This window comes from Jeotgalibacillus haloalkalitolerans, from assembly GCF_034427455.1.
GTDB classification, from domain to species: domain Bacteria; phylum Bacillota; class Bacilli; order Bacillales; family Jeotgalibacillaceae; genus Jeotgalibacillus; species Jeotgalibacillus haloalkalitolerans.
In genome coordinates this window covers 16,752-39,342 of the sequence record NZ_JAXQNN010000004.1, presented here as the reverse complement: position 1 = coordinate 39,342, position 22,591 = coordinate 16,752, and the positions used below count along the sequence as shown (strand labels likewise).

The following is a 22,591-nucleotide window of genomic DNA, read 5'->3' as shown; positions in this document are numbered from 1 at the left end:
TCCCAGGCTCTTTACATTACGCTTCTTTTTGAACATATACCTGATGCGGATACGGAATCTCAATGCCGTTGCGGTCAAGTGCTTCTTTCATTGCTTTCCTTAGCTCTCTCTCAACAGCCCACTGTTCCATATTAGCCGTCTGCCCAATGACACGGATCACAACGTCAGATGATCCAAGCTCCTGAACACCGACTACGTTAGGTCCGTCCAGAATTGCGGTATTTGAAGCTGCTACTTCATCACACACGTCCTGGAGAACCTTGATCGCTTTATCAATATCATCATCGTATGAAATACCAATATCAATCATTGCGCGCATATTACCGCGTGAGTGATTACTCATGCTCGTAATTTCACGGTTAGGTACAAAGTGAAGTGTGCCGTCAAATCCTCTGATCTTTGTCTGTCTCAGGCCTACCTCTTCACAAATTCCTGAGAACTCTCCGGTTGTAATATAATCACCGACATCAATCTGCTTTTCGAGCAGAATAAAGAATCCTGTTACTACGTCACTTACAAGCCCCTGGGCACCAAATCCGATTGCAAGTCCGACGATTCCAGCACCAGCAATCAGCGCTGTCACATCGATATTTACAAGCTGTAAAATGGTTACAATTAATATAAAGAGTAATGCATAGCCAAATACATTTTTGGTTAGGCTTTCTAATGTACGGGCTCTGCCGACCGAAATATTCTCTTTGCTCTCGTATTTAGCAAAAATACCTGATAGCACTCTGTTACCAATCGCTCTGACGATTAAGTATACAATCAGGATCCCTATTAATTTTAATGCAACAATCCCGATTTCGATGAACAGGGCACCCCATTCATATTCAGCAAGCCTTGCGCCAAGTGCGCTTAAGTTAAACAAATAATCCAATGACTGTCATCCTTTCTCGTGAACATGCTGGTCTATCATCCCACTATACCCTTATAACAAACGTGAAAACTTGAATCAAGAATTCTTTACCGAATTACACTAATTCTTTAATAAAATTGACTATTCAAATGCAGTATATTATCATGAGAATCGTGAGTTTTAAAGGGAATCGGTTTTACCGTTCCAAAATGTATTTTTATCTGGAGGGATTTTTGATGGCAGAACGTATGGTAGGCAAGCAGGCGCCAAGATTTGAAATGGATGCAGTACTTGCTAACAAAGAATTTGGAAAAGTAAGCCTTGAACAAAACATGAAAGAAGATAAATGGACAGTTTTATTCTTCTATCCAATGGACTTCACTTTTGTATGTCCAACAGAAATCACTGCAATGTCAGACCGTTATGACGAATTCGAAGACCTTGATGCTGAGGTAATCGGAGTTTCTACTGATACAATCCACACACACCTTGCATGGATCAATACACAGCGCAAAGACAATGGTCTTGGTGATCTGAACTATCCACTTGCAGCTGATACGAATCATCAGGTTTCACGCGAATATGGCGTACTGATTGAAGATGAAGGTGTTGCACTTCGCGGACTTTACATCATCAGCCCTGAAGGCGAGCTTATGTATCAGACAGTATTTCACAACAACATCGGCCGTGACGTAGACGAAACACTTCGTGTACTTCAGGCACTTCAAACTGGTGGACTTTGCCCAGCAAACTGGAAGCCGGGTCAAAAAACACTTTAATCCAAATGAACGATGAAAGATCAGCCTGCGGGCTGATCTTTTTTTATTTTCGGGTAGATACAATGACAATAGTAAGAAATGAGAAAAAATTCAAATAAAGGTGGAAAAATATTTCGAAAACCGATATATTTAATAGGTGTCTATTTATATAGAAGGAATTTGAAAAGGAGGGATAAACGATGGATGTGTTTAAAAAGTTAAAAGAATTTTACTGGCCTCATAAACGCCACTTTATACTATCAATTATTTTCTTATTTGTGATGACGCTGATTACAATTGTTTATCCAATTATATTGCAGATTACAATTGATGATGTTGTAGGAGAAGGCAGATATAATCTGATTCCATATCTGGCATTTGGATTTATTGCGATCATGGCAGTGAAGGGGGTTGCAACGTTTATTTCCCAGTATAATGGAGATTTATTTGGCATCATTGCAGTCTATGACCTTCGTGAAAAGCTTTATGACAAGCTTCAGAGCCTGCCGTTTCAGTATTATGACAATGCAAAAACCGGTGATATCATGTCCAGACTGACTGCGGATGTGGAAGGGTTCCGCTTTTTCCTTTCATTCGGGTTTGCGGAACTGATCAGACTTGTGCTTTTGTTAGTTGTCACAACAGGCGTTATGCTTTATTACTCAGTTCCTTTAACCATTGTTACGATGCTCTCTATTCCATTTCTTGCAATTGCTGTATACAAATTCGACCAGAAAGTACACCCGGCATTCAGGGGTGTCAGAAAATCGTTTGGGAAGCTGAATACAAATGTGCAGGAAAATATCAGCGGGATCAACACAGTAAAGTCATTATCGAGGGAAGAGCACCAGATTAATAAATTCAACAGTTCGAATCAGGATTACAAAGAAAAGTACCTATTTACTTCAGATGTGTGGGCAAAGTATTTCCCGCTCATGGAATTCTTAGGAAACGTCAGCGTGATTATGCTTCTTGGTTACGGTGGATACCTTGTCGTCAATGACAGCCTGACAGCTGGTGAGCTTACAGCCTTTTACAGCCTTGTCGGATTTATTATCTGGCCGATTATGAACCTTGGCTTTACTATTAATCAGTTTTCACAATCAAAGGCTTCAGGTGAACGTTTACTTGAGATTCTTGAGGCAGAGGAGACCATTAAAGAAAAGCCGGATGCAATTGATATGACACGCTCTTCAGGAGAAGTGGAATTTAAAAACGTGACACTTCAATATACCGCTGATGATGAAAAAGCGATTAACAATGTATCGTTTAAGGTTGATAGTGGAAAGACAGTCGGGTTAATCGGCGCTACCGGATCAGGGAAAACAAGTGTGACGCAGCTTATGACCAGGTTTTATGAGCCTACAGAAGGATCAGTCATGATAGATGGGAAGGAAGTAAGTGATTATAAGCTGAGATCCCTGCGTAAAAATGTAGGGTTCGTGCTTCAGGAATCATTTCTGTTTTCATCAACGATTAAAGCAAATATTGCTTTTGGAAGACCTGAAGCTACAATGGATGAAATCATTGATGCAGCGAAGAAAGCTGAAGCTCATGATTTCATTATGGAAATGCCTGAAGGTTACGATACGATGCTTGGAGAAAGAGGACTCGGTCTGTCAGGCGGACAAAAGCAGAGGATTGCAATTGCACGTGCAATCTGTCTTGACCCGAGTATTTTAATTCTTGATGATGCAACAAGTGCAGTTGATATGCAGACAGAATTTAAAATCCAGAAAGCATTGAAGGAAGTCATGAAGGGGCGGACGACATTTATTATTGCCCACCGTATTTCTTCTTTAAAGCATGCAGATGAGATTTTTGTGTTTGATAACGGGGAGATCACCCATCGCGGAACACATGACGAATTAATCGGACTTGAAGGACAATACAAGAGAATTTATGACATCCAGTATAAAGATCAGAAATCACTTTCTGCAACGGGAACGAGGTGAAAAGATGAATAGCGAAGCACAAAAGAGGATTCAAAACAGATTTAAATACTCCACCGATCAGGTAATTGAAAAACCATTTAACTGGCTGCAGCTCTGGAGACTGCTGAGATATCTGAAGCCTTATTCAAAAAAGCTTCTCCCGTTATCAATCATCATGGTCCTGATCACGACAGCAGTGAGACTTGTGATACCAATTCTGATCGGGATGTATGTCATTGATGAAGCAATTGCCGGCAGAGACGGGGACCTGCTGATGCAGCTTGTCGGAGTCATCGCGGGACTTTATATCATTAATTACATCGCGAATGTATTCAGGATCAAATGGATGAATATTCTTGGTCAAAGTGTAATTTATGATTTGCGTAAGCATCTTTTTACACATGTTCAGTGGCTGAGTAACCGCTTCTTCGATCAGAGATCAGCCGGTTCAATCCTTGTAAGAATTATGAATGATATTAATTCACTTCAGGAGTTATTTACGAACGGTGTGATTAACCTGCTGATGGATATCCTTATGCTGATCGGGATCTTTATTGTCCTGTTTACAATCAGTCCGGAGCTGGCAATGGCAGTCATGATTGTCCTTCCTGCAATGTTCTTTATTTCAACGAAGCTGCGTAAAAAGATCAGACGTTCGTGGCAAACAGTACGTCTGAAGCAGTCCAAGCTGAATTCGCATCTGAACGAAAGTCTGCAGGGGATGAGAATTACCCAGTCATTCACCCAGGAAAAAGAAAATGCCCAGTATTTCCAGGGTGTTAACCATGAAACCTTTGACAGCTGGAGAGATGCGACAAAGAAAAATGCCACATTCAGACCGCTAGTTGAAATGACGAATGCAGTCGGTTCAGCAATTTTGATCTGGTATGGTGCAACTCTGATTCAGGGAGGTAATCTTGAGATCGGGGAATTTGTTACATTTGCCTTTTTAATCGGAATGTTCTGGGAGCCGATCTCAAGACTTGGGATGGTGTATAACCAGCTGCTGATGGGGATGGCTTCATCAGAAAGAATCTTTGAGTTTTTAGATGAACAGCCAAATGTCGCTGAAAAGAAACATGCAGTCGAACTTGAGAAAATCAAAGGTGATATTGAGTTTGACCAGGTTGATTTTGCATATTCGGGAGACAGGAAGGCGCTGAACGGGATCAACCTTGATATTAAGGCGGGTGAAACGATTGCACTGGTCGGCCATACAGGTTCAGGGAAGACAACGATTGCCAATATGGTGACACGCTTTTATGATCCGACAGCGGGCTCGATTAAGATGGATGGACATGATTTACGGGATGTGTCGCTCAGAAGTCTGCGTTCACAGATTTCGATTGTTCTTCAGGATACGTTTATATTCTCAGGTACAATTAAGGATAATATCCGTTTCGGTTTCCCGCACGCCACGGATGAGCAGCTGATTGAAGCAGCTAAAGCGGTTGGTGCACACGGATTTATTCAGAAGCTGCCTAAAGGATATGATACAGAGGTTGAAGAACGAGGAAATATTTTATCAGTTGGAGAGCGTCAGCTGATTTCATTTGCAAGAGCGCTGCTTGCAGATCCAAGAATTATTATTCTCGATGAAGCTACTGCTTCAATTGATACAGAAACAGAAGTGGTCATTCAAAAAGCATTGGCAACCTTGCTGAAAGGAAGAACCGCTATTATTATTGCGCATCGTCTTTCAACAATCCGTGATGCAGACAGAATCTATGTGCTTGATCACGGGAACCTGATGGAGAGCGGAAACCATGATGAATTAATGAAGCATAAAGGTATTTATCAGGGGCTCGTTCATTCGCAGTTCACCATGCAGCAGAATACAGGATGATAACAATCTGATCAGATTGTTGAACCTTATAAACCGTGCCGGATCATTCCTTCGCTTTCCGCGGACGAACGTTCGAGCCTCCTTGGGCAGAAAACCACTGCCCTTCGGGGTCTCTCTCGATCGTTTTCCGCAGGAGTCTTCGGAATGATCCGGCACTTTCTATTTCTTTCGATACTTTGTCGATCTTTTCAAACCTTCAACAAAAGCTGATCAGGTTAACTTTCTGGTCAGTTTTTGTCTATAAAATGAACAGGTGCTGAAATTTTTACATTAGAATAAAGTACTCTGAATTGAAATATATTCTGAACGCGGATATACTGAATTCAAACCTTTGTGAAGGATGTCACAAATTGTTCATGTTCAACATATCACATACACAGTTAATGTTGTAAAATGTTTGGGGAACAGTGATATAGTAAATTTACAAGTATGAAGTTTTTTAGGAGGGGAATCATGTTGGAATTAGATGGCGTTACGCTCAGTAGGCTGTTAACAGCTACTACCCTTATATTCCATGTTATTTTTGCCACCATTGGTGTTGGGATTCCAGTAATGATTGCGATAGCCGAATTCATGGGTATTAAGAAAAAAGACCCTCACTATCTGATTCTTGCCAGACGTTGGGCAAGAGGATTTACGATTACGGTTGCGGTAGGGGTTGTAACCGGTACGGCGATTGGGCTGCAGCTTTCACTGCTATGGCCAAGCTTTATGCAGGTTGCCGGACAGGTCATTGCACTTCCGCTGTTTATGGAAACATTCGCATTCTTCTTTGAAGCAATTTTCCTTGGGATCTATTTGTATACATGGGACAGATTTAAAAACCGCTGGTTACACTGGCTGCTGAATATTCCAATTGTTATCGGGGCATCACTATCAGCATTCTTTATTACTACAGTAAATGCATTTATGAATACGCCTCAGGGCTTTGATATTATTGATGGTGAAACAGTGAATATCAGCCCGCTGGCAGCGATGTTTAACCCTGCTACACCAACTAAGGTGTTTCACGTTATTACATCAGCCTATATGACATCAGCTTTGATTCTGGCTGCTATTACCGCTTTTATTATTCTGATGAAAAAAGGGACAGATTATCACAAAAAAGCACTCCGTCTCACAATGGTTGCAGGTCTGATTTTCGCAGCGGGAACTGCTCTTGCAGGCGACCTGTCAGCAAAATTCCTTGCTAAGGAACAGCCTGAAAAACTTGCTGCTGCTGAATGGCATTTCGAAACAGAATCTAATGCGGATCTGATTGTTTTCGGTACAATTAATGATGAAGGTGAAATCAGTAATGAGATTCGGATACCAGGTATGTTAAGCTTCCTAGCGGGTAACTCGTTTGATACTGAGGTTATCGGTCTGAATGAGTTTCCTGAAGAAGAAAGACCGCCGCTATGGATCCACTACATGTTCGATCTGATGGTCAGTATCGGGATGTACTCATTATTTATCTCCGGATTGTTCGTGATGTTTATGTTCATCAAACGATTCAATGAATGGAATAAGCTGCTGCTGATGGGTATTGTTGCAAGCGGGCCGCTTGCGATGATGGCGATTGAGTTTGGCTGGATCTATGCTGAAGTCGGCAGACAGCCATGGATCTTAAGAGGAATTATGACAGTGGATGAAGCTGCTACTACATCAAGTTCTGTAGGTATTGCATTCGGTCTGTTCCTCGCACTGTATGCGGTGCTTGGTTTCTTCTGTGTGAAAGTATTACTCAGAATGTTCAAGAACAGACCACCTGAAGCAGAGCTTGAAAAACGCTTCCCTGGAGGCACGCTGGACAGTTAATGTGAAGAACACAAGCAGTGGACGGGGATTTTCCCCGTCTGCTGATCCATATCTTATACTTAACTAAGAAATAAGCCAGAGGGAAGGAGTTACTTAAATGAGTTTAGAAGTATTGGGGATTACTGTATTGTGGTTATTCCTGTATGGTTATTTAATTGTCGCCTCTATTGATTTTGGCGCAGGATTCTTCGCTTATTATGCGAGAATCTCAAAAAGAGAACATATTATGAGTAAGTTGATCAGCAGATATCTATCACCGGTCTGGGAAGTGACAAACGTATTCTTTGTATTCTTCTTCGTTGGACTGGTAGGGTTCTTCCCGGATACTGCTTATTATTATGGAACAGCACTTTTATTGCCCGGATCTGTTGCGATTATCCTGATCGCGATCAGAGGGTCATTTTATGCATTTGGTAATTACGGTTCAAAAGACAGCACGCTTTACTTATTCTTATATGGTGCAACAGGGCTGTTAATCCCTGCAGCTCTCTCAACTGCACTAACAATTTCCGAGGGTGGTTACCTGACTGAAGATGAGAATGGTGTGACATTTCTTGCGGGTGAGTTATTTACAAGCCCATACTCATGGAGTGTTGTATTCTTAGCGATTGTCTCTGTTTTATTTATCAGTGCAAGTTTTCTGACGTATTATGCAGACCGCGCAGAAGATAAAGATTCCAGAGAAATCATGAGAAAGTTTGCGCTCTGGTGGAGTGCACCTACAATTGGTGCCAGTCTTCTGGTTTTTGCAGGATTACGGTCTCACAATGGTGAACACTTTGAGAGAGCACTGGACCTTTGGTGGATGTTTGGATTATCGCTTGTGTTTTTCCTCATAGCAGTTTATTTAATTAAGCAAAAGAAGAAATATGGTACAGCATTCCTGATGGTGATGCTTCAATTCTTCTTTGCGTTTTTCGGCTACGGAGCGTCTCATCTGCCTTATATTCTTTACCCGTATATCACGATTGAAGGAAGTGTAGTAAACGAAACAATGGGTACAGCGCTTGTCATTGTATTCATACTCGGACTGTGTTTACTGATTCCTTCACTCTATCTGCTAATGAGATTGTTCCTATTTGATGCAGATTACGTAAAAGGTAAAAAATAAGCTCATTTTCTGAAATTTCCTATGCTAAAATGGAAGTAAGGACATGATAGTGGGGGAAAAACCGTGAAAAAAGAATTTGTAGTAATTGGGCTTGGCCGTTTCGGCGGCAGTATTGTACGTGAACTGATTGAGCAGGGAATGGAAGTAATGGCAATTGATAAGTTTGAAGATAAAGTCGATGAATTTGCAACGATTGCAACGCATGCTGTCATGGCAGATTCAACTGATGAAGCTGCTTTACGCAGTCTTGGGATCAGAAATTTTGATCACGTGATTGTGGCAATCGGAGATGATATACAGGCAAGCATACTGACAACCCTTATGCTGAAAGAAATTGGTGTAAAGAAAATCACTGTTAAAGCGCAAAATGATTATCATGAAAAAGTGTTAGAGCGGATTGGTGCAGATAAAGTGGTTCACCCTGAGAGAGACATGGGGAAACGGATTGCACACAATATCGTTTCAAACAATGTACTTGATTATCTTGAGTTATCTGATGAACACTCAATCGTAGAAATCGCAGCAAACAATCTGCTGATCGGCAATTCCATTATTGAACTTGATATCCGTGCAAAATACGGCATCAATATTGTAGCAATTAAAAGAGGAGACGACATTATCGTCTCTCCACAGGCGAACGATGTCATCCGTAAAGGTGATATTCTGATCGTAATCGGAGCGGATAATGATATTAACCGCTTTGAGAAGCGGGTTATGCAATAACAAAAAGGTTTGGTCAATGTGACCAAACCTTTTTAAATTGACGCTAATTAGTATGAAAATATGTTGTATAAACGATCTAAACGAAACCAATCGCAAAAAGTGAATCGATTTCTTTATCAGGTACCATTAATATTGAAAACATTGAAAATAAGAAAAGGCAATAAAAATCACTTTATTTTGAAAAGTATATTCATGTTTTTAAAGGTCATATGTGCAGCGTAGCGTTAGGTGGCGACTCCGGAACGATTAGAGGGAAGCTGAGACCCCGCAGTGAAGCCGAGGAGGCACAGCAATCTCCGTCCGGAAAGCGTCCACCTGAAGCGCAGTGAAATGAAAAAAGGATGAGACAATTTACTGTCTCATCCTTTTTCTCATATCACGAAACTTCCATAATGATCGGCAGGATCATAGGGCGGCGCTTCGTTTTTTCATATAGAAACGGTTCAAGTGTATCTGTAATTTCATTTTTAATTTCTGACCACTGGCTTGTCTTATTTGCAAGAACTTTATTTAAATGCTTGTAAAGAAGGTGCTGTGCCTGGTTAATCAGTTCACCTGATTCTCTCATATAGACGAAGCCGCGTGAGATTAAATCAGGGCCGGATGCAATCTTATGATCGTTCAGGTTAAGGCTCACTACAACGACAACAAGTCCTTCTTCTGACAGAATGCGGCGGTCCCGCAGAACGATGTTTCCGATATCACCAATACCGCTGCCATCGATATAAACATTGCCTGAAGGAATTTTCCCTGCAATTGCTGCTTCATTGCTGCCTAAGGCTAGAACATCTCCATTTTCCATCAGGAAGCAGTTTTCCTCAGGGACGCCACAGTCAACGGCAAGGCTGGCATGCATTTTCTGCATTCTATACTCACCGTGAATCGGCATGAAGAATTTCGGCTTGATCAGACGAAGCATCAATTTCTGTTCTTCCTGAGAACCATGACCGGACGTATGGATATTGTTAAGTGATCCATGAATAACATTTGCTCCTGCGCGGTAAAGAAGATTAATCGTACGGTTTACGCTGATTGTATTACCCGGAATTGGTGATGATGAAAATACAACTGTGTCACCAGGGATAATCTGAATCTGACGGTGTGTACCATTGGCAATTCTAGATAGAGCAGCCATTGGTTCACCCTGACTTCCTGTACATAAAATCACAACTTTATCAGCAGGCATTCTATTTAATGTATGCGCATCAATAAACGTATCTTTCGGTGCATTAATATAACCGAGTTCATGTCCGATGTTGATCGCATTATCCATACTTCGTCCAAATACAGCAACCTTACGTCCGTATTTAACAGCTGATTCTACAACCTGCTGCAGACGGTAAATGTTTGAAGCAAACGTTGCAAAGATAATACGTCCGTTAACTGTCTGGAAAATATCATCAATGCTCTCACCGACTTTACGTTCAGATAACGTAAAATTCGGGACTTCACTGTTTGTACTGTCAGAAAGCAAAGCAAGTACGCCTTCTTTTCCGATCTCAGCCATTTTTGTTAAGTTTGCAGGATCCCCTACAGGTGTAAAATCAAACTTAAAATCACCAGTATGAACGATGTTACCCGGTGGTGTTTTAACAACAACTCCAAATGAATCAGGAATACTGTGTGTCGTGCGGAAGAAGCTAACTGCAGTCTTACGGAACTTAATCACATCATCCTCGTCAATCGTATGAAGACGAGTGGATCTCAGGAGACCGTGTTCCTCAAGTTTATTTTTTAAAAGACCAAGTGCAAGCTTTCCGCCATAGACCGGAACATTCACCTGTCTGAGTAAGTAAGGGATTCCGCCAATATGATCTTCGTGACCATGTGTAATGAAAAGGCCTTTAATTTTATCAAGATTTTTCTCAAGATAAGTATAATCCGGAATAACATAATCAATTCCAAGTAACTCATCTTCAGGGAATTTGATTCCGGCATCAATCAGAATGATTTCATCCTGAAACTGTACACCGTAAGTGTTTTTTCCGATTTCACCAAGACCGCCGAGGGCAAACACAGCAGTCTGGTCATTTTTAACGAATTTCATTAATTACAGCTGTTCCAATTTGTAATTATGATGATTTTGTTCGTACTCTAAATATTTGCCCTCTAGCTTTTGTACAAACTCAATGTTAAAGCCATGTCCGCTAAGCTTTTTACGGACTTCCTCTTCCGTTTCAGCTTCGATATACATCGCTTTTGTTTTTTCGCGTACTGGTACCTCTGATGCAATTTCCTGATAATAAACCTTAAAAATCATGTGTATCTCTCCTTCATATAATTACTAAAAAAGCGCAATCATTGCGCTTTAATTATCATGTTCAACAAATTTAAAAAACTTCACCCGATTGTGGGGATCCATTAATTTAATTTAAAAATTATAATCACCCCGGACATAAAGAACAGCCCTCCTGATGATGAAGGGCTTTACAGGGGCTCAGGCAATCATCTTTTTACGCAACATGTCTCTCCACTGTCGTGCAAGCTTTTTCTTAAGCTTCTTCAACATGGCGGATCACTCCTTATCATTATCATAACGCGGAATGAGCGATCTGTAAAGATAAGGTTCTTGACATAGGGGGTAAAAAACGTTATTTAATTATCTCTCCAAAGGTTCAGCGTCAGCCGGCTCTTTAAAAGGATCCTCATGATTAATATGATCATAAAACATGATGCCGTTCAGGTGATCAATCTCATGCTGTGCGGCTACTGCAGCAAGTCCTTTCAGCCGATACTTTACTTCAGCGCCGTCTATATCAATTCCGCGGACAGTTATTCTTGCATAGCGCACGACATAACCGGGAATGTTTTCATCAACAGAAAGACAGCCTTCTCCTGAAGTAAGATACGTCTTATCAACCGAATGACTGATAATTTTTGGATTGGCAATACTAAAGCTGTACTCCCGTCCATTCTGATCTTCAAGATGAAGAGCAAACATCTGTTTAGAAACATTAATCTGCGGAGCTGCCAGTCCGATTCCGGGACGCAGGTCATGCTCTAATGCAATTTCCGGATCCTGACTGTTTTTAATATACTCCAACAGCAAAGCCATTGTTTTTTTATCAGATTCTGTTAGTGGTAAATCCACTTTTTCGGCTTTTTGCCGCAGCACAGGATGACCATCCCGGACAATATCTTTCATTGTAATCATCTTACTTTCCTCCCGATCAAATCAGTATAAACATTATCATATCAGATTATACAGATGAAAAAAATTACTGAGGCTAAAACATGCATTGAAAAGCTATTTTTTGACAAATATATTTCGGTTTCGGTGATTTCCTTCACCTTCAGGGCTAAAAAAGATTGAAGTTTGGCCTAATCATAGATATGATATTAAGTGTTATTATTCAAGGGGGTTACATTAAGTGAAAACATACATAGCAGGCGCTTTTTGTTTTTCAGCTATTTTTCTTTCCGGTTGTGTGTTCGGAACACCTGCAGAAGAAGAAATCAGTGAAAAGCTAGAAGCTGCTGTAGCAGCAGAAGAGGGTTACGTAAGTGCCCAGAATGACTTGCGTGAATTAGAAACTGAAGAACAGCAGTTGTATGACGAAATTATGTCGCTAAGTATGGAAGAATTTGAGCAGATTAATTCACTGGCAGACGAAGCTTTAGGGAATTTGGAAGCACGGGAAGAAAAGCTTGCTGAAGAAAGAGCTGCAATTGAAAGCTCTGAAGAAGAGTTCAGCGGAGTAGAAGCGCTTACTGAAGACCTGGATTCCGATGAAGTCAGGCAGCATGTTGAGTTAATGATTGAAACAATGAATAACCGCTATCTTTCTCATGAAGAATTAACTTCGGCGTACGAATCAGGAATTGCGTTGAACAGAGAATTATATGAGCTATTGAAAAACGAAGATCTTCAATTAGAAGAACTTGAGGAGCAAATCACTTCAGTAAATGATCAGAACGCGGTCATCATTGAGGCGAATACAGCTTTTAATGATTTAACAAGTGAATATAACGAGCTAAAGGCAGAGTATTATGATCTGGCTGAGCTTGATACTGAAGAGTAGACAAATGTCTGCTCTTTTTTTATGCGGGTGTAAAAACAGACATATAACAGTTCCTGCTTATCGTTATTAATATAGTACAGGATTGGTTTTAATTAATACAGTTACAAGAATGTGTGTAAAATAATTCCTCGGAAAAACACTTTAAAACTTTATGATTGACGATATATCGCCTCTCATGTAGAATTTATTTCGTGAACTGTATTAATAGTTTTTCTCTGTAAATTAATACAGATAAAAAGAATTTAACACTTTAGGTTTTTTACCACTGGATTTGTGGAAAAATATAAAGTAATTGTGTTCTGAAGACGAACACGCATGAATTTGACAAAACCGAAAGGATAGGTGGATTACATGGCTTCTAAAAAGAAGACACCATTCGATTCTGTAAAAGTTTTAGAACAGATCGAAGAAAAGTTTGAAATGTTCCAGATTCTTAACGAAGAAGGAAAAGTAGTAAACGAAGATGCAATGCCGGAACTTAGTGATGAGCAGCTTCAGGAATTAATGAGCCGTATGGTTTATACGCGTATTCTTGATCAGCGTTCAATCTCATTAAACCGTCAGGGCCGTCTTGGTTTCTATGCACCAACTGCAGGTCAGGAAGCTTCTCAGATTGCTTCTCATTATGCACTTGAAAAAGAAGACTGGGTAGTACCTGGTTACCGTGATGTACCTCAGATTATCTGGCATGGCTTACCACTTGCACAGGCTTTCTTATTCTCAAGAGGTCATTTCCAGGGTAACAACTCTCCTGAAGGTGTTAATGTACTTCCGCCGCAAATCATTATCGGTGCTCAATACGTTCAGACTGCTGGTATTGCACTTGGTCTTAAAAAGCGCGGTAAAGATACTGTAGCAATCACTTACACTGGTGATGGCGGATCTTCACAGGGTGATTTCTATGAAGGAATTAACTTTGCAGGTTCATATAATGCACCAGCAATTTTTGTTGTTCAGAATAACCAGTTCGCGATCTCAACACCTCGTGATAAGCAGACAAAAGGTAAAACAATCGCTCAAAAAGCTGTTTCAGCCGGTATCCCTGGAATTCTTGTTGATGGAATGGATCCTCTGGCAGTATATGCAGCGACTCGTGAAGCTCGTGATCGCGCAGTTGCGGGTGAAGGTCCAACACTGATCGAAACACTTTGCTACCGTTATGGTCCACATACAATGGCTGGTGACGATCCGACACGTTACCGTACTGATGATATGGATACTGAGTGGGAAAAGAAAGACCCACTGGTACGTTTCCGCAAGTTCCTTGAAGAGAAGGGACTATGGAATGAAGAAAAAGAAAATGAAGTAATCGAAAAAGCAAAAGAGGAAATCAAAGCTGCAATTAAAGAAGCTGATGATACGCCTAAGCAGAAGGTTACTGATCTAATGGAAATCATGTATGAAGAAATGCCATACAACTTAAATGAACAATATGAAATTTATAAAGAGAAGGAGTCGAAGTAAGCCATGGCACAAATGACGATGATTCAGGCAATTACAGATGCACTCCGGACAGAACTTAAAAATGACGAAAATGTTCTTGTGTTCGGTGAAGACGTTGGTAATAACGGAGGCGTATTCCGTGCAACTGAAGGTCTGCAAAAAGAATTTGGTGAAGAACGCGTATTTGATACTCCACTGGCGGAGTCAGGTATCGGCGGTCTTGCAATCGGTCTTGCACTTGAAGGCTACCGTCCAGTGCCGGAAATTCAGTTCTTCGGCTTCGTATTTGAAGTAATGGACTCAGTAAGCGGTCAGATGGCTCGTATGAGATACCGCAGCGGTGGCAAATACAGTTCACCAATCACAATCCGCTCACCATTTGGCGGAGGGGTTCATACACCTGAACTGCACGCTGATTCACTTGAAGGTCTGATGGCGCAGCAGCCTGGTCTGAAGGTAGTTATCCCTTCAACACCAACTGATGCAAAAGGACTTCTGATTTCAGCAATCCGTGACAACGATCCAGTTATTTTCCTTGAGCACATGAAACTTTACCGTTCATTCCGTGAAGATGTACCTGAAGAAGAGTACACAATCGAAATTGGTAAAGCTGATGTGAAGCGTGAAGGAACTGACCTTACAATTGTGACTTACGGCGCAATGGTTCATGAATCACTTAAAGCAGCTGAACAGCTTGAAAAAGATGGTCACTCTGTAGAGGTGATTGACCTTCGTACAATTCAGCCGCTTGATATCGAAACGATTATCAAGTCAGTTGAAAAGACAAACCGTGCAATCGTTGTACAGGAAGCTCAAAAGCAGGCTGGAATTGCAGCTAGCGTAGTAGCTGAAATCAACGACCGTGCAATTCTTAGCCTCGAAGCGCCAGTGCTGCGTGTAGCAGCTGCTGATACTGTATTCCCATTCTCTCAGGCAGAATCAGTATGGCTTCCAAATGCTAAAGATGTAGTAGCAACAGCTAAAAAAGTACTTGAATTTTAATGAGTGAAACGGAGAATTTTCTCCGTTTTCCCTTTTCATAAACATGCAAGAATAGAAAATTCCTAACCAGGAGGGTGAAAACATTGTCATTCGAATTTAAATTACCTGATATCGGTGAAGGTATTCACGAAGGTGAAATTGTAAAATGGTTTATCAGTGTTGGAGATAAAGTAGAAGAAGATGACGTGCTTTGTGAGGTTCAAAACGATAAAGCTGTTGTTGAAATTCCATCTCCGGTAGCTGGTACTGTAGAAGAAATTCTTGTAGATGAAGGAACAGTGGCAGTAGTAGGTGACACACTGATTAAGCTTGATGCACCTGGCTATGAAAACCTTCAGTTCAAAGGTTCTGACAGCAGCGATGAGAAGAAAGAAGAGCCTAAGGAAGAAAAGAAAGAGGAAGCGCCGGCTGAAGAAGCTTCTTCAGAAGAATCGGCTGAAGCAAAGCCTCAGGAAGATGTAGATCCTGACCGCCGCGTAATCGCAATGCCATCAGTGCGTAAATACGCTCGTGATAACGACGTTGACATCCGTTACGTATCAGGTTCAGGTAAAAACGGCCGAGTATCTAAAGAAGATATCGATGCATATCTGAAAGGTGATACAGCTGAAGCTAAGTCTGAAACAACAGAACAGCCTGCTGAACAGAAAGAAGAAAAATCAGCGCCAAAATCAACTCCGGCTCCAGAGGGTGAGTTCCCTGAAACACGTGAGAAGATGAGCGGAATGAGAAAAGCAATTGCTAAAGCAATGGTTAACTCTAAGCACACTGCTCCACACGTAACACTGATGGACGAAGTTGATGTTGAGAAGCTCGTTGCTCACCGTAAGAAGTTCAAGGAAATTGCGCTTGAAAAGGATATCAAGCTGACATTCCTTCCATACGTCGTAAAAGCACTTGTTTCAGCATTACGTGAGTACCCTGTACTTAACACAATGCTTGATGATGAGACTCAGGAAATTGTTCAGAAGCACTACTACAATATCGGTATTGCTGCTGACACTGAAAAAGGACTTGTAGTACCTGTTGTGAAACATGCTGACCGCAAATCTGTATTTAGTATTTCAGATGAAATCAACCAGCTTGCAGTTAAGGCACGTGACGGTAAACTTTCAGGTGATGAAATGAAAGGTGCTTCATGCACAATCACAAATATCGGTTCAGCTGGCGGACAGTGGTTCACACCAGTTATTAACCACCCTGAAGTAGCAATTCTAGGAATTGGTCGTATTGCAGAGAAGCCTGTTGTAAAAAATGGTGAAATTGTAGCGGCTCCTGTGTTAGCATTATCATTGAGCTTCGATCACCGTATGATTGATGGTGCAACTGCACAAAACGCGTTAAACCACATCAAACGTTTATTGAACGATCCAGAACTTTTACTAATGGAGGCGTAAAACAATGGTAGTTGGAGATTTCCCAATCGAAACAGATACTCTCGTCATCGGATCAGGTCCTGGAGGTTATGTTGCAGCAATCCGTGCAGCACAGCTTGGACAAAAAGTAACAATCGTTGAGAAAGAAAACCTTGGCGGTGTCTGCCTGAATGTCGGCTGTATCCCATCAAAAGCAATGATTTCTATCGGCCACCGCTATGAGCATGCAAAAGGCTCAGAAGATATGGGTGTTGTAGCTGAGAACGTAAAAATCAACTTTGATAAAGCCCAGGAATGGAAAGCCGGTGTAGTGAAAAAGCTTACTGGCGGTGTTGAAGGGCTTCTAAAAGGTAACAAAGTAGAAATCGTTCGCGGTGAAGCGTACTTTGTGGACAGTGAAACAGTGAAAGTAATGGATGAAAAAAATTCTCAAACTTATAAGTTTAAGAATGCAATTGTGGCAACAGGTTCACGCCCAATTGAAATTCCATCATTTAAATTCTCTAAGCGTGTACTTGATTCAACAGGTGCACTTGCACTTAAAGAAATCCCTAAAAAGCTTGTTGTAATCGGTGGAGGTTACATCGGTACTGAGCTTGGAACTGCATATGCAAATATGGGTTCTGAAGTAACAATCCTCGAAGGTGCTGACGATATCCTTGGCGGATTCGAAAAGCAGATGACTTCTGTTGTTAAGAAAGGTCTGAAGAAAAAAGGCGTTGATGTCATTACAAAAGCAATGGCTAAAGGCGTTGAAGAATCTGAAGACGGCGTAAAAGTATCATATGAAGCTAAAGGTGAAGAAGTTTCAATTGATGCAGATTACGTATTAGTAACAGTTGGCCGTCGTCCAAACACTGATGAGATCGGTCTTGATCAGGTTGGAATCGAAATGACTGATAAAGGTATTATCAAAACGGACAAGCAGTGCCGTACAAGTGTTGATAATATCTTTGCAATCGGTGATATCGTTGACGGACCACCACTTGCACACAAAGCTTCATACGAAGGTAAAATTGCTGCTGAAGTAATCGGCGGTGAAAAGTCTGAAGTAGACTACCTTGCAATTCCTGCTGTATGCTTCACAGATCCTGAACTGGCAACAGTAGGTTACAACGAAGCACAGGCTAAAGAAGAAGGTATTGAAGTGAATGCTGCTAAGTTCCCATTTGGCGCTAATGGCCGTGCGCTTGCACTTAACCAGACTGAAGGTTTCGTTAAGCTTGTAACGCGTAAAGAAGATGGGCTGATCATCGGTGCTCAGATCGCTGGAGACGGTGCATCTGATATGATCGCTGAGCTTGGTCTTGCAATCGAAGCTGGAATGACAGCTGAAGATGTAGCAATGACGATTCACGCTCACCCAACACTTGGTGAAATTTCAATGGAAGCTGCAGAAGTAGCACTTGGAACACCAATCCACATCGTAAAATAATCATTTTCAGAGCTGTGCGATAAAGCACAGCTCTTTTTTAAATTGTCATATTTCAGTTAAATATGGAAAATAGTCTGTGCTATACTGAACATATACATATCTTGAAAGGTGAGGTTATTCTTTGAAAATTTATGCACCAGTAGCTGTATCAGCAGTGCTATTACTTGCTGCCTGCGGTTCAGAAAAAGCAGAGCAATCAGAACAAGCAGAACAGGAACAGGCAGTATCCTCTGAAGAAGTTACTGAAGAAAAGGCCGATGAGACGGTGGAAGAAAATCCGGAGGAAGTCACAGAAGATGAAGAACCAGCGGAGGAAACTGCTGCAGAGCCAGTAGAGCCATTATATGAAATCAATGAAGCAAACTGGTCAGTAACACCAATCAGTGACGCGCCTGAGAATGTGGTATTACTCACAATTGACGATGCGCCCGATCAGCATGCTGTTGAGATGGCACAAAAGCTCCACGCCGCGGATGCACCTGCAATCTTTTTTGTAAACGGTCATTTTCTGGATACACCTGAAGAAGAAGAAATGCTGAAAGAAATTCATGAGCTCGGCTTTCCAATCGGAAACCATACATACTCACATCCTAATTTGCGAGACATTTCAGAAGATGAGCAGCGTGAAGAAATAATCTCTCTTAGTGATCGGGTGGAAGAAATCATTGGAGAACGCCCGAAGTTTTTCAGAGCACCGTTTGGAGCGAATACTGATTTTACAGAAGCACTGGCAAAAGAAGAGGGAATGGTGCTGATGAACTGGACTTACGGATACGACTGGGAAGCAGATTACCAGGATGCAGCAGCACTTGCTGATATTATGGTGAATACAGAATATTTATCTGCCGGCGCTAACCTGCTGATGCATGACCGTGCCTGGACAAACGACGCTTTAACAGATATTGTTGAAGGTCTTAGAGCAAAAGATTATACAATTGTCGATCCAAAAACGATTAAAGGGTATGAAGTAAGTAGTTCAGAGTGAGGCATCATTGCCTTGCTCTTTTTTTCATAAGTGCTGAAATCATAAGGCTATAGTTAGTGGCGAGATAATTGACCCCGTCTTAACATGAAGTCAGAGGGTGTATACAGCTGGACAGACATCATCAATTAGAGTGACTGTACTCACTCTAAAAACCAGAAAATTTCAGAACATACAAAATTTAATATCTATTCAATTTGATATTGTCTTTTTTATACTGAAGCGTTAAAATAAGAATCGGAAGCGCTTACAAACATATGGGGATGGGAGTAAGCCAAACGGGTGAGCAATCTATATATACTCGTCATGAATAATGAGGGAAAGAAAAAAGCTGATGTGAATGACATCAGCTTTTTTTTACGGCAAAAAATTGTTATTCAGTTTGTTATCTGCCTAATGTATTCATTCTGATTTCCACAAGGTCCGTCCGTTCTGAAAGCGTCTTAATTACATTATTTTTATGGACAGGCAGGTCACACCACCTGAATTCATCCTGTTCGAATTCATCTAATGGAAGAATCTGATAATCCGAAAAGTCTTCAGTGAATGAAGTAAAAGTAGGTACCGCATAAACAGATTCAAAGCTTACCTTCTCACCTTGTTTGACAAGATCAAACCCGATCATAGCACCTGTCAGACGTTCACAGTCAAGATGAGGTACCCGATCATCAAATGGGCCTGAGATAAAGTTACCGAGGGAATAGGCAACCAGTGCAGGCTGATCATCGGGACCCTCAAGCCACTCTATCGGCTGAAGAATGTGAGGATGATGTCCAAGAATAATATCAGCTCCGTTATTTACAAGCTTTTGAGCAAGCTCCTCCTGCTCCTGGACAGGCTGCTGATATTCATTTCCCCAATGTATGCCGACTGCTACAACATCAGCAATTTCCTCTGCCCGAGTTACATCATTAATAAGCCGTTCTTCATTTTCGGTAAAGATGTTAACTGTATCCGGGTATTCAACGGGCAGGTTAGAGTTGTATGTACTTGAAATTAAAGCAACAGATATTCCGTTTTTATCAATGACCGGAATTTCCCGGGCCTCATCAGAAGATGGATAAACTCCGCTCAGTGCAACATCGGGGTAATGGTTTTCCCAAAAAGCCAAATTTCTCTCGAGCCCTTCATAGCCCATATCGAGTGTGTGATTATTAGCAAGCTGGAGCATATTAAAACCGGTTTCATAATAATAGTGTCCAAGCTCGTAGGGGTTATTAAAGACAAAGTCACCATCTCCAAGCCCGTATTCGGAACCGGTAATCGGAGTCTCCTGATTTGCATATACAAAGTCCCCTTTTTGAATCAGATGTTTTACATTTGAGAGAAGAGGATCAAAGTTAAAAGTTCCATCCTTCTGCATGGCATCAAATAAGATGGGACGTTCAACTAACAAATCACCTACAGCTGTAAAATGAGCTTTTTGAATTAAGTTCGTGTAGTCAGAATCTTTTTCAAGTACTGGATTTACTGCACCTGAGTGATCATCACCTGGATCCGGAGTGTTAACAGAAACAAAGTCAGCCGAACATGCACTGACAATCACTAAAAGAAAAACTGCAGACAAGATTTTATAAGACAAAAAACATTGCTCCTTATAATATATTGTGTGGCCTCAACCATTCTATCACGTTATCATACTTAAAACACAGTTAAATAGAAAAAATTACTACTTCTGTTTATGATCAAACAAAAACGCTAATGCAGGGCTGCATTAGCGTTGTCATTTATTTAATTGCTCTATGCTCTTTAATCACGCGTAATTTAGTTAACGTTTCATCCTGAGGCCCCTGGACCGGAAGACCAGCTTCAATGTTTTCATGAATATATCTCAGGTTATCCTCAGTAATAATCTCTCCTGGAATAAAGATTGGAATACCAGGCGGATAGACCATGATAAATTCAGCACATACTCTTCCGACGGTTTCATCCAGCGGTAAAAGTTCTGTATCCGCATAAAATGCCTCGCGTGGAGTAACTGCAAGTAAAGGAATGTCAGGCAGAATTACTTCAGGAACTGAATGACTGCTGTCATGTCTGAACTCTTTTGCAAGGGCCTGCATTGCTTCAACGAGTATATCTGCTTCATATTGCGTGTCACCAGGTGTCACGATACATAAGATGTTATACAGGTCTGAAAGCTCAACTTCGAGGTTATACTGCTCCCTCAGCCATACCTCAGCCTGATACCCTGTGATGCCAAGTTCTTTAATGGAAATGATGATCTTGGTTGGATCATAATCGTACGTCGCAGGTGTGCCTAAAATTTCACTGCCGATACATTTAATCTGATCAATCTTACTTAAGCGGTCCCGGATATCTTCAGCTAAGTCAATTGATTGACTGATCAGTTCTTTTCCGTCGATCGCCAGTCTTCTTCTGGCTGTATCAAGTGATGCCAGCAGTGGATAGGACGTTGAAGTAGTTGTCAGCATGCTGAGAATGGACTGTACACGCTTTGGTGAGACGAGCCCTTCTTTTACATTTAACACAGAACTCTGTGTCATTGATCCTCCAAGCTTATGAACGCTTGTAGCAGCCATATCTGCACCAGCCTGCATAGCAGAAGCAGGGAGTCTGTCATGGAAGTGAATATGAACGCCGTGCGCTTCATCCACTAATACAGGTACATTCTGTGCGTGGGCGATTTTAACAATCTCTTTCAGATCTGCGGCAATGCCGAAGTATGTTGGATTAATCACCAGCACACCCTTCGCATCCGGATGCTGTTCAAGTGCATGCGCAACAGAAATCGGCGTGATCCCGTGTGAGATACCAAGCTCTTTATCCACTTCAGGATGAATAAAAATTGGAATGGCTCCGCAGAACACAATCGCTGACATGACAGATTTATGAACGTTTCTCGGGACGATAATTTTTTCGCCGGGTCCGCATACGCTCATTACCATTGTCATAATCGCTCCGCTTGTTCCCTGTACTGAGAAAAATGTATGATCAGCACCAAACGCTTTTGCAGCAAGGTCCTGAGCATCTTTTATCAGGGATTTGGGCTGGTGAAGATCATCAAGTGGAGCGATATTAATCAGGTCAATTGATAATATATTGTCACCGGCAAACGCTCTGAATTCAGGGTCCATTCCGGCACCTTTTTTATGACCCGGAATATGAAACTGAACAGGGTTGCGGTCTGCATGTTTTTTTAATCCTGTGAATAATGGCGTATCATTTTGTGTTAAAGTATGGTCTTTTCTCTCTACATTAAGCAGAGATGAAGGTGTATTGGACAATTGAAAATTCACCTCATTAGCGGTATTGTTATCTAAAGAAGGATAACAGAAG

General features: G+C 41.3%; 18 protein-coding genes. 12 read left to right on the top strand and 6 right to left on the bottom strand.

The window, feature by feature from the left end:
- Window positions 1–16: 16 nt before the first annotated feature.
- A complete protein-coding gene (locus UFB30_RS11740; RefSeq protein ID WP_435390890.1) occupies window positions 17–871 on the bottom strand; it encodes a mechanosensitive ion channel family protein in 855 nt (284 codons plus the stop codon).
- Between the two features lie 224 nt (window positions 872–1,095).
- On the opposite strand from UFB30_RS11740, the gene UFB30_RS11735 reads away from it, so the two are divergent.
- The 6 genes from UFB30_RS11735 (at window position 1,096) to UFB30_RS11710 (ending at window position 9,031) form a co-directional block, all read left to right on the top strand.
- Entirely contained in the window at window positions 1,096–1,638 is a 543-nt protein-coding gene (locus UFB30_RS11735) for a peroxiredoxin (protein ID WP_322421893.1), read from the top strand.
- A 179-nt stretch (window positions 1,639–1,817) separates the two neighbouring features.
- The gene (locus UFB30_RS11730) at window positions 1,818–3,572 is read left to right on the top strand and encodes an ABC transporter ATP-binding protein (RefSeq protein WP_322421892.1); all 1,755 of its coding nucleotides are present in this window, start codon (window positions 1,818–1,820) and stop codon (window positions 3,570–3,572) included.
- A gap of 4 nt (window positions 3,573–3,576) precedes the next feature.
- Entirely contained in the window at window positions 3,577–5,397 is a 1,821-nt protein-coding gene (locus UFB30_RS11725) for an ABC transporter ATP-binding protein (protein ID WP_322421891.1), read from the top strand.
- A gap of 453 nt (window positions 5,398–5,850) precedes the next feature.
- A complete protein-coding gene (locus UFB30_RS11720; protein ID WP_322421890.1) occupies window positions 5,851–7,197 on the top strand; it encodes a cytochrome ubiquinol oxidase subunit I in 1,347 nt (448 codons plus the stop codon).
- 97 nt (window positions 7,198–7,294) lie between these two features.
- On the top strand, window positions 7,295–8,308 hold the full coding sequence (locus UFB30_RS11715; protein WP_322421889.1) for a cytochrome d ubiquinol oxidase subunit II: 1,014 nt from the start codon (window positions 7,295–7,297) through the stop codon (window positions 8,306–8,308).
- 63 nt (window positions 8,309–8,371) lie between these two features.
- Window positions 8,372–9,031: a potassium channel family protein gene (locus tag UFB30_RS11710; RefSeq protein WP_322421888.1), complete on the top strand. Its 660-nt coding sequence runs from the start codon at window positions 8,372–8,374 to the stop codon at window positions 9,029–9,031.
- 376 nt (window positions 9,032–9,407) lie between these two features.
- Here UFB30_RS11710 and rnjA read toward each other — a convergent pair whose 3' ends face one another.
- From rnjA to def, 3 genes are all read right to left on the bottom strand, one after another.
- Window positions 9,408–11,078 carry a ribonuclease J1 gene (rnjA, locus tag UFB30_RS11705; protein WP_322421887.1) on the bottom strand — a complete coding sequence of 557 codons (1,671 nt, stop codon included), beginning with the start codon at window positions 11,076–11,078 and terminating at the stop codon, window positions 9,408–9,410.
- Window positions 11,079–11,081: 3 nt separating this feature from the next.
- Window positions 11,082–11,291 carry a DNA-dependent RNA polymerase subunit epsilon gene (locus tag UFB30_RS11700; RefSeq protein ID WP_322421886.1) on the bottom strand — a complete coding sequence of 70 codons (210 nt, stop codon included), beginning with the start codon at window positions 11,289–11,291 and terminating at the stop codon, window positions 11,082–11,084.
- 339 nt (window positions 11,292–11,630) lie between these two features.
- Window positions 11,631–12,185, bottom strand: coding sequence for a peptide deformylase (gene def, locus UFB30_RS11695; RefSeq protein ID WP_322421885.1), 555 nt, complete (start codon window positions 12,183–12,185; stop codon window positions 11,631–11,633).
- Window positions 12,186–12,402: 217 nt separating this feature from the next.
- On the opposite strand from def, the gene UFB30_RS11690 reads away from it, so the two are divergent.
- The 6 genes from UFB30_RS11690 (at window position 12,403) to UFB30_RS11665 (ending at window position 19,294) form a co-directional block, all read left to right on the top strand.
- Entirely contained in the window at window positions 12,403–13,053 is a 651-nt protein-coding gene (locus tag UFB30_RS11690; RefSeq protein WP_322421884.1) for a YkyA family protein, read from the top strand.
- A gap of 351 nt (window positions 13,054–13,404) precedes the next feature.
- Complete coding sequence (gene pdhA / locus UFB30_RS11685) at window positions 13,405–14,517, top strand: pyruvate dehydrogenase (acetyl-transferring) E1 component subunit alpha (protein ID WP_322421883.1); 1,113 nt, start codon at window positions 13,405–13,407, stop codon at window positions 14,515–14,517.
- Between the two features lie 3 nt (window positions 14,518–14,520).
- Window positions 14,521–15,498, top strand: a complete 978-nt coding sequence (locus UFB30_RS11680; RefSeq protein ID WP_039808614.1) for an alpha-ketoacid dehydrogenase subunit beta — start codon at window positions 14,521–14,523, stop codon at window positions 15,496–15,498.
- A gap of 83 nt (window positions 15,499–15,581) precedes the next feature.
- A complete protein-coding gene (locus tag UFB30_RS11675) occupies window positions 15,582–16,895 on the top strand; it encodes a dihydrolipoamide acetyltransferase family protein (protein ID WP_322421882.1) in 1,314 nt (437 codons plus the stop codon).
- Window positions 16,896–16,899: 4 nt separating this feature from the next.
- Entirely contained in the window at window positions 16,900–18,309 is a 1,410-nt protein-coding gene (gene lpdA, locus UFB30_RS11670) for a dihydrolipoyl dehydrogenase (protein ID WP_322421881.1), read from the top strand.
- A gap of 121 nt (window positions 18,310–18,430) precedes the next feature.
- Window positions 18,431–19,294 carry a polysaccharide deacetylase family protein gene (locus UFB30_RS11665; RefSeq protein ID WP_322421880.1) on the top strand — a complete coding sequence of 288 codons (864 nt, stop codon included), beginning with the start codon at window positions 18,431–18,433 and terminating at the stop codon, window positions 19,292–19,294.
- 382 nt (window positions 19,295–19,676) lie between these two features.
- Here the strand turns inward: UFB30_RS11665 and UFB30_RS11660 are convergent, their stop codons facing one another.
- Together UFB30_RS11660 and UFB30_RS11655 are read right to left on the bottom strand one after the other, a co-directional pair.
- Window positions 19,677–20,873: a CapA family protein gene (locus tag UFB30_RS11660; protein ID WP_322421879.1), complete on the bottom strand. Its 1,197-nt coding sequence runs from the start codon at window positions 20,871–20,873 to the stop codon at window positions 19,677–19,679.
- A 145-nt stretch (window positions 20,874–21,018) separates the two neighbouring features.
- Window positions 21,019–22,539 (bottom strand): aminotransferase class I/II-fold pyridoxal phosphate-dependent enzyme, encoded by a 1,521-nt coding sequence (locus UFB30_RS11655; RefSeq protein ID WP_322421878.1) that lies wholly within the window; start codon window positions 22,537–22,539, stop codon window positions 21,019–21,021.
- Between the last annotated feature and the right edge of the window lie 52 nt (window positions 22,540–22,591).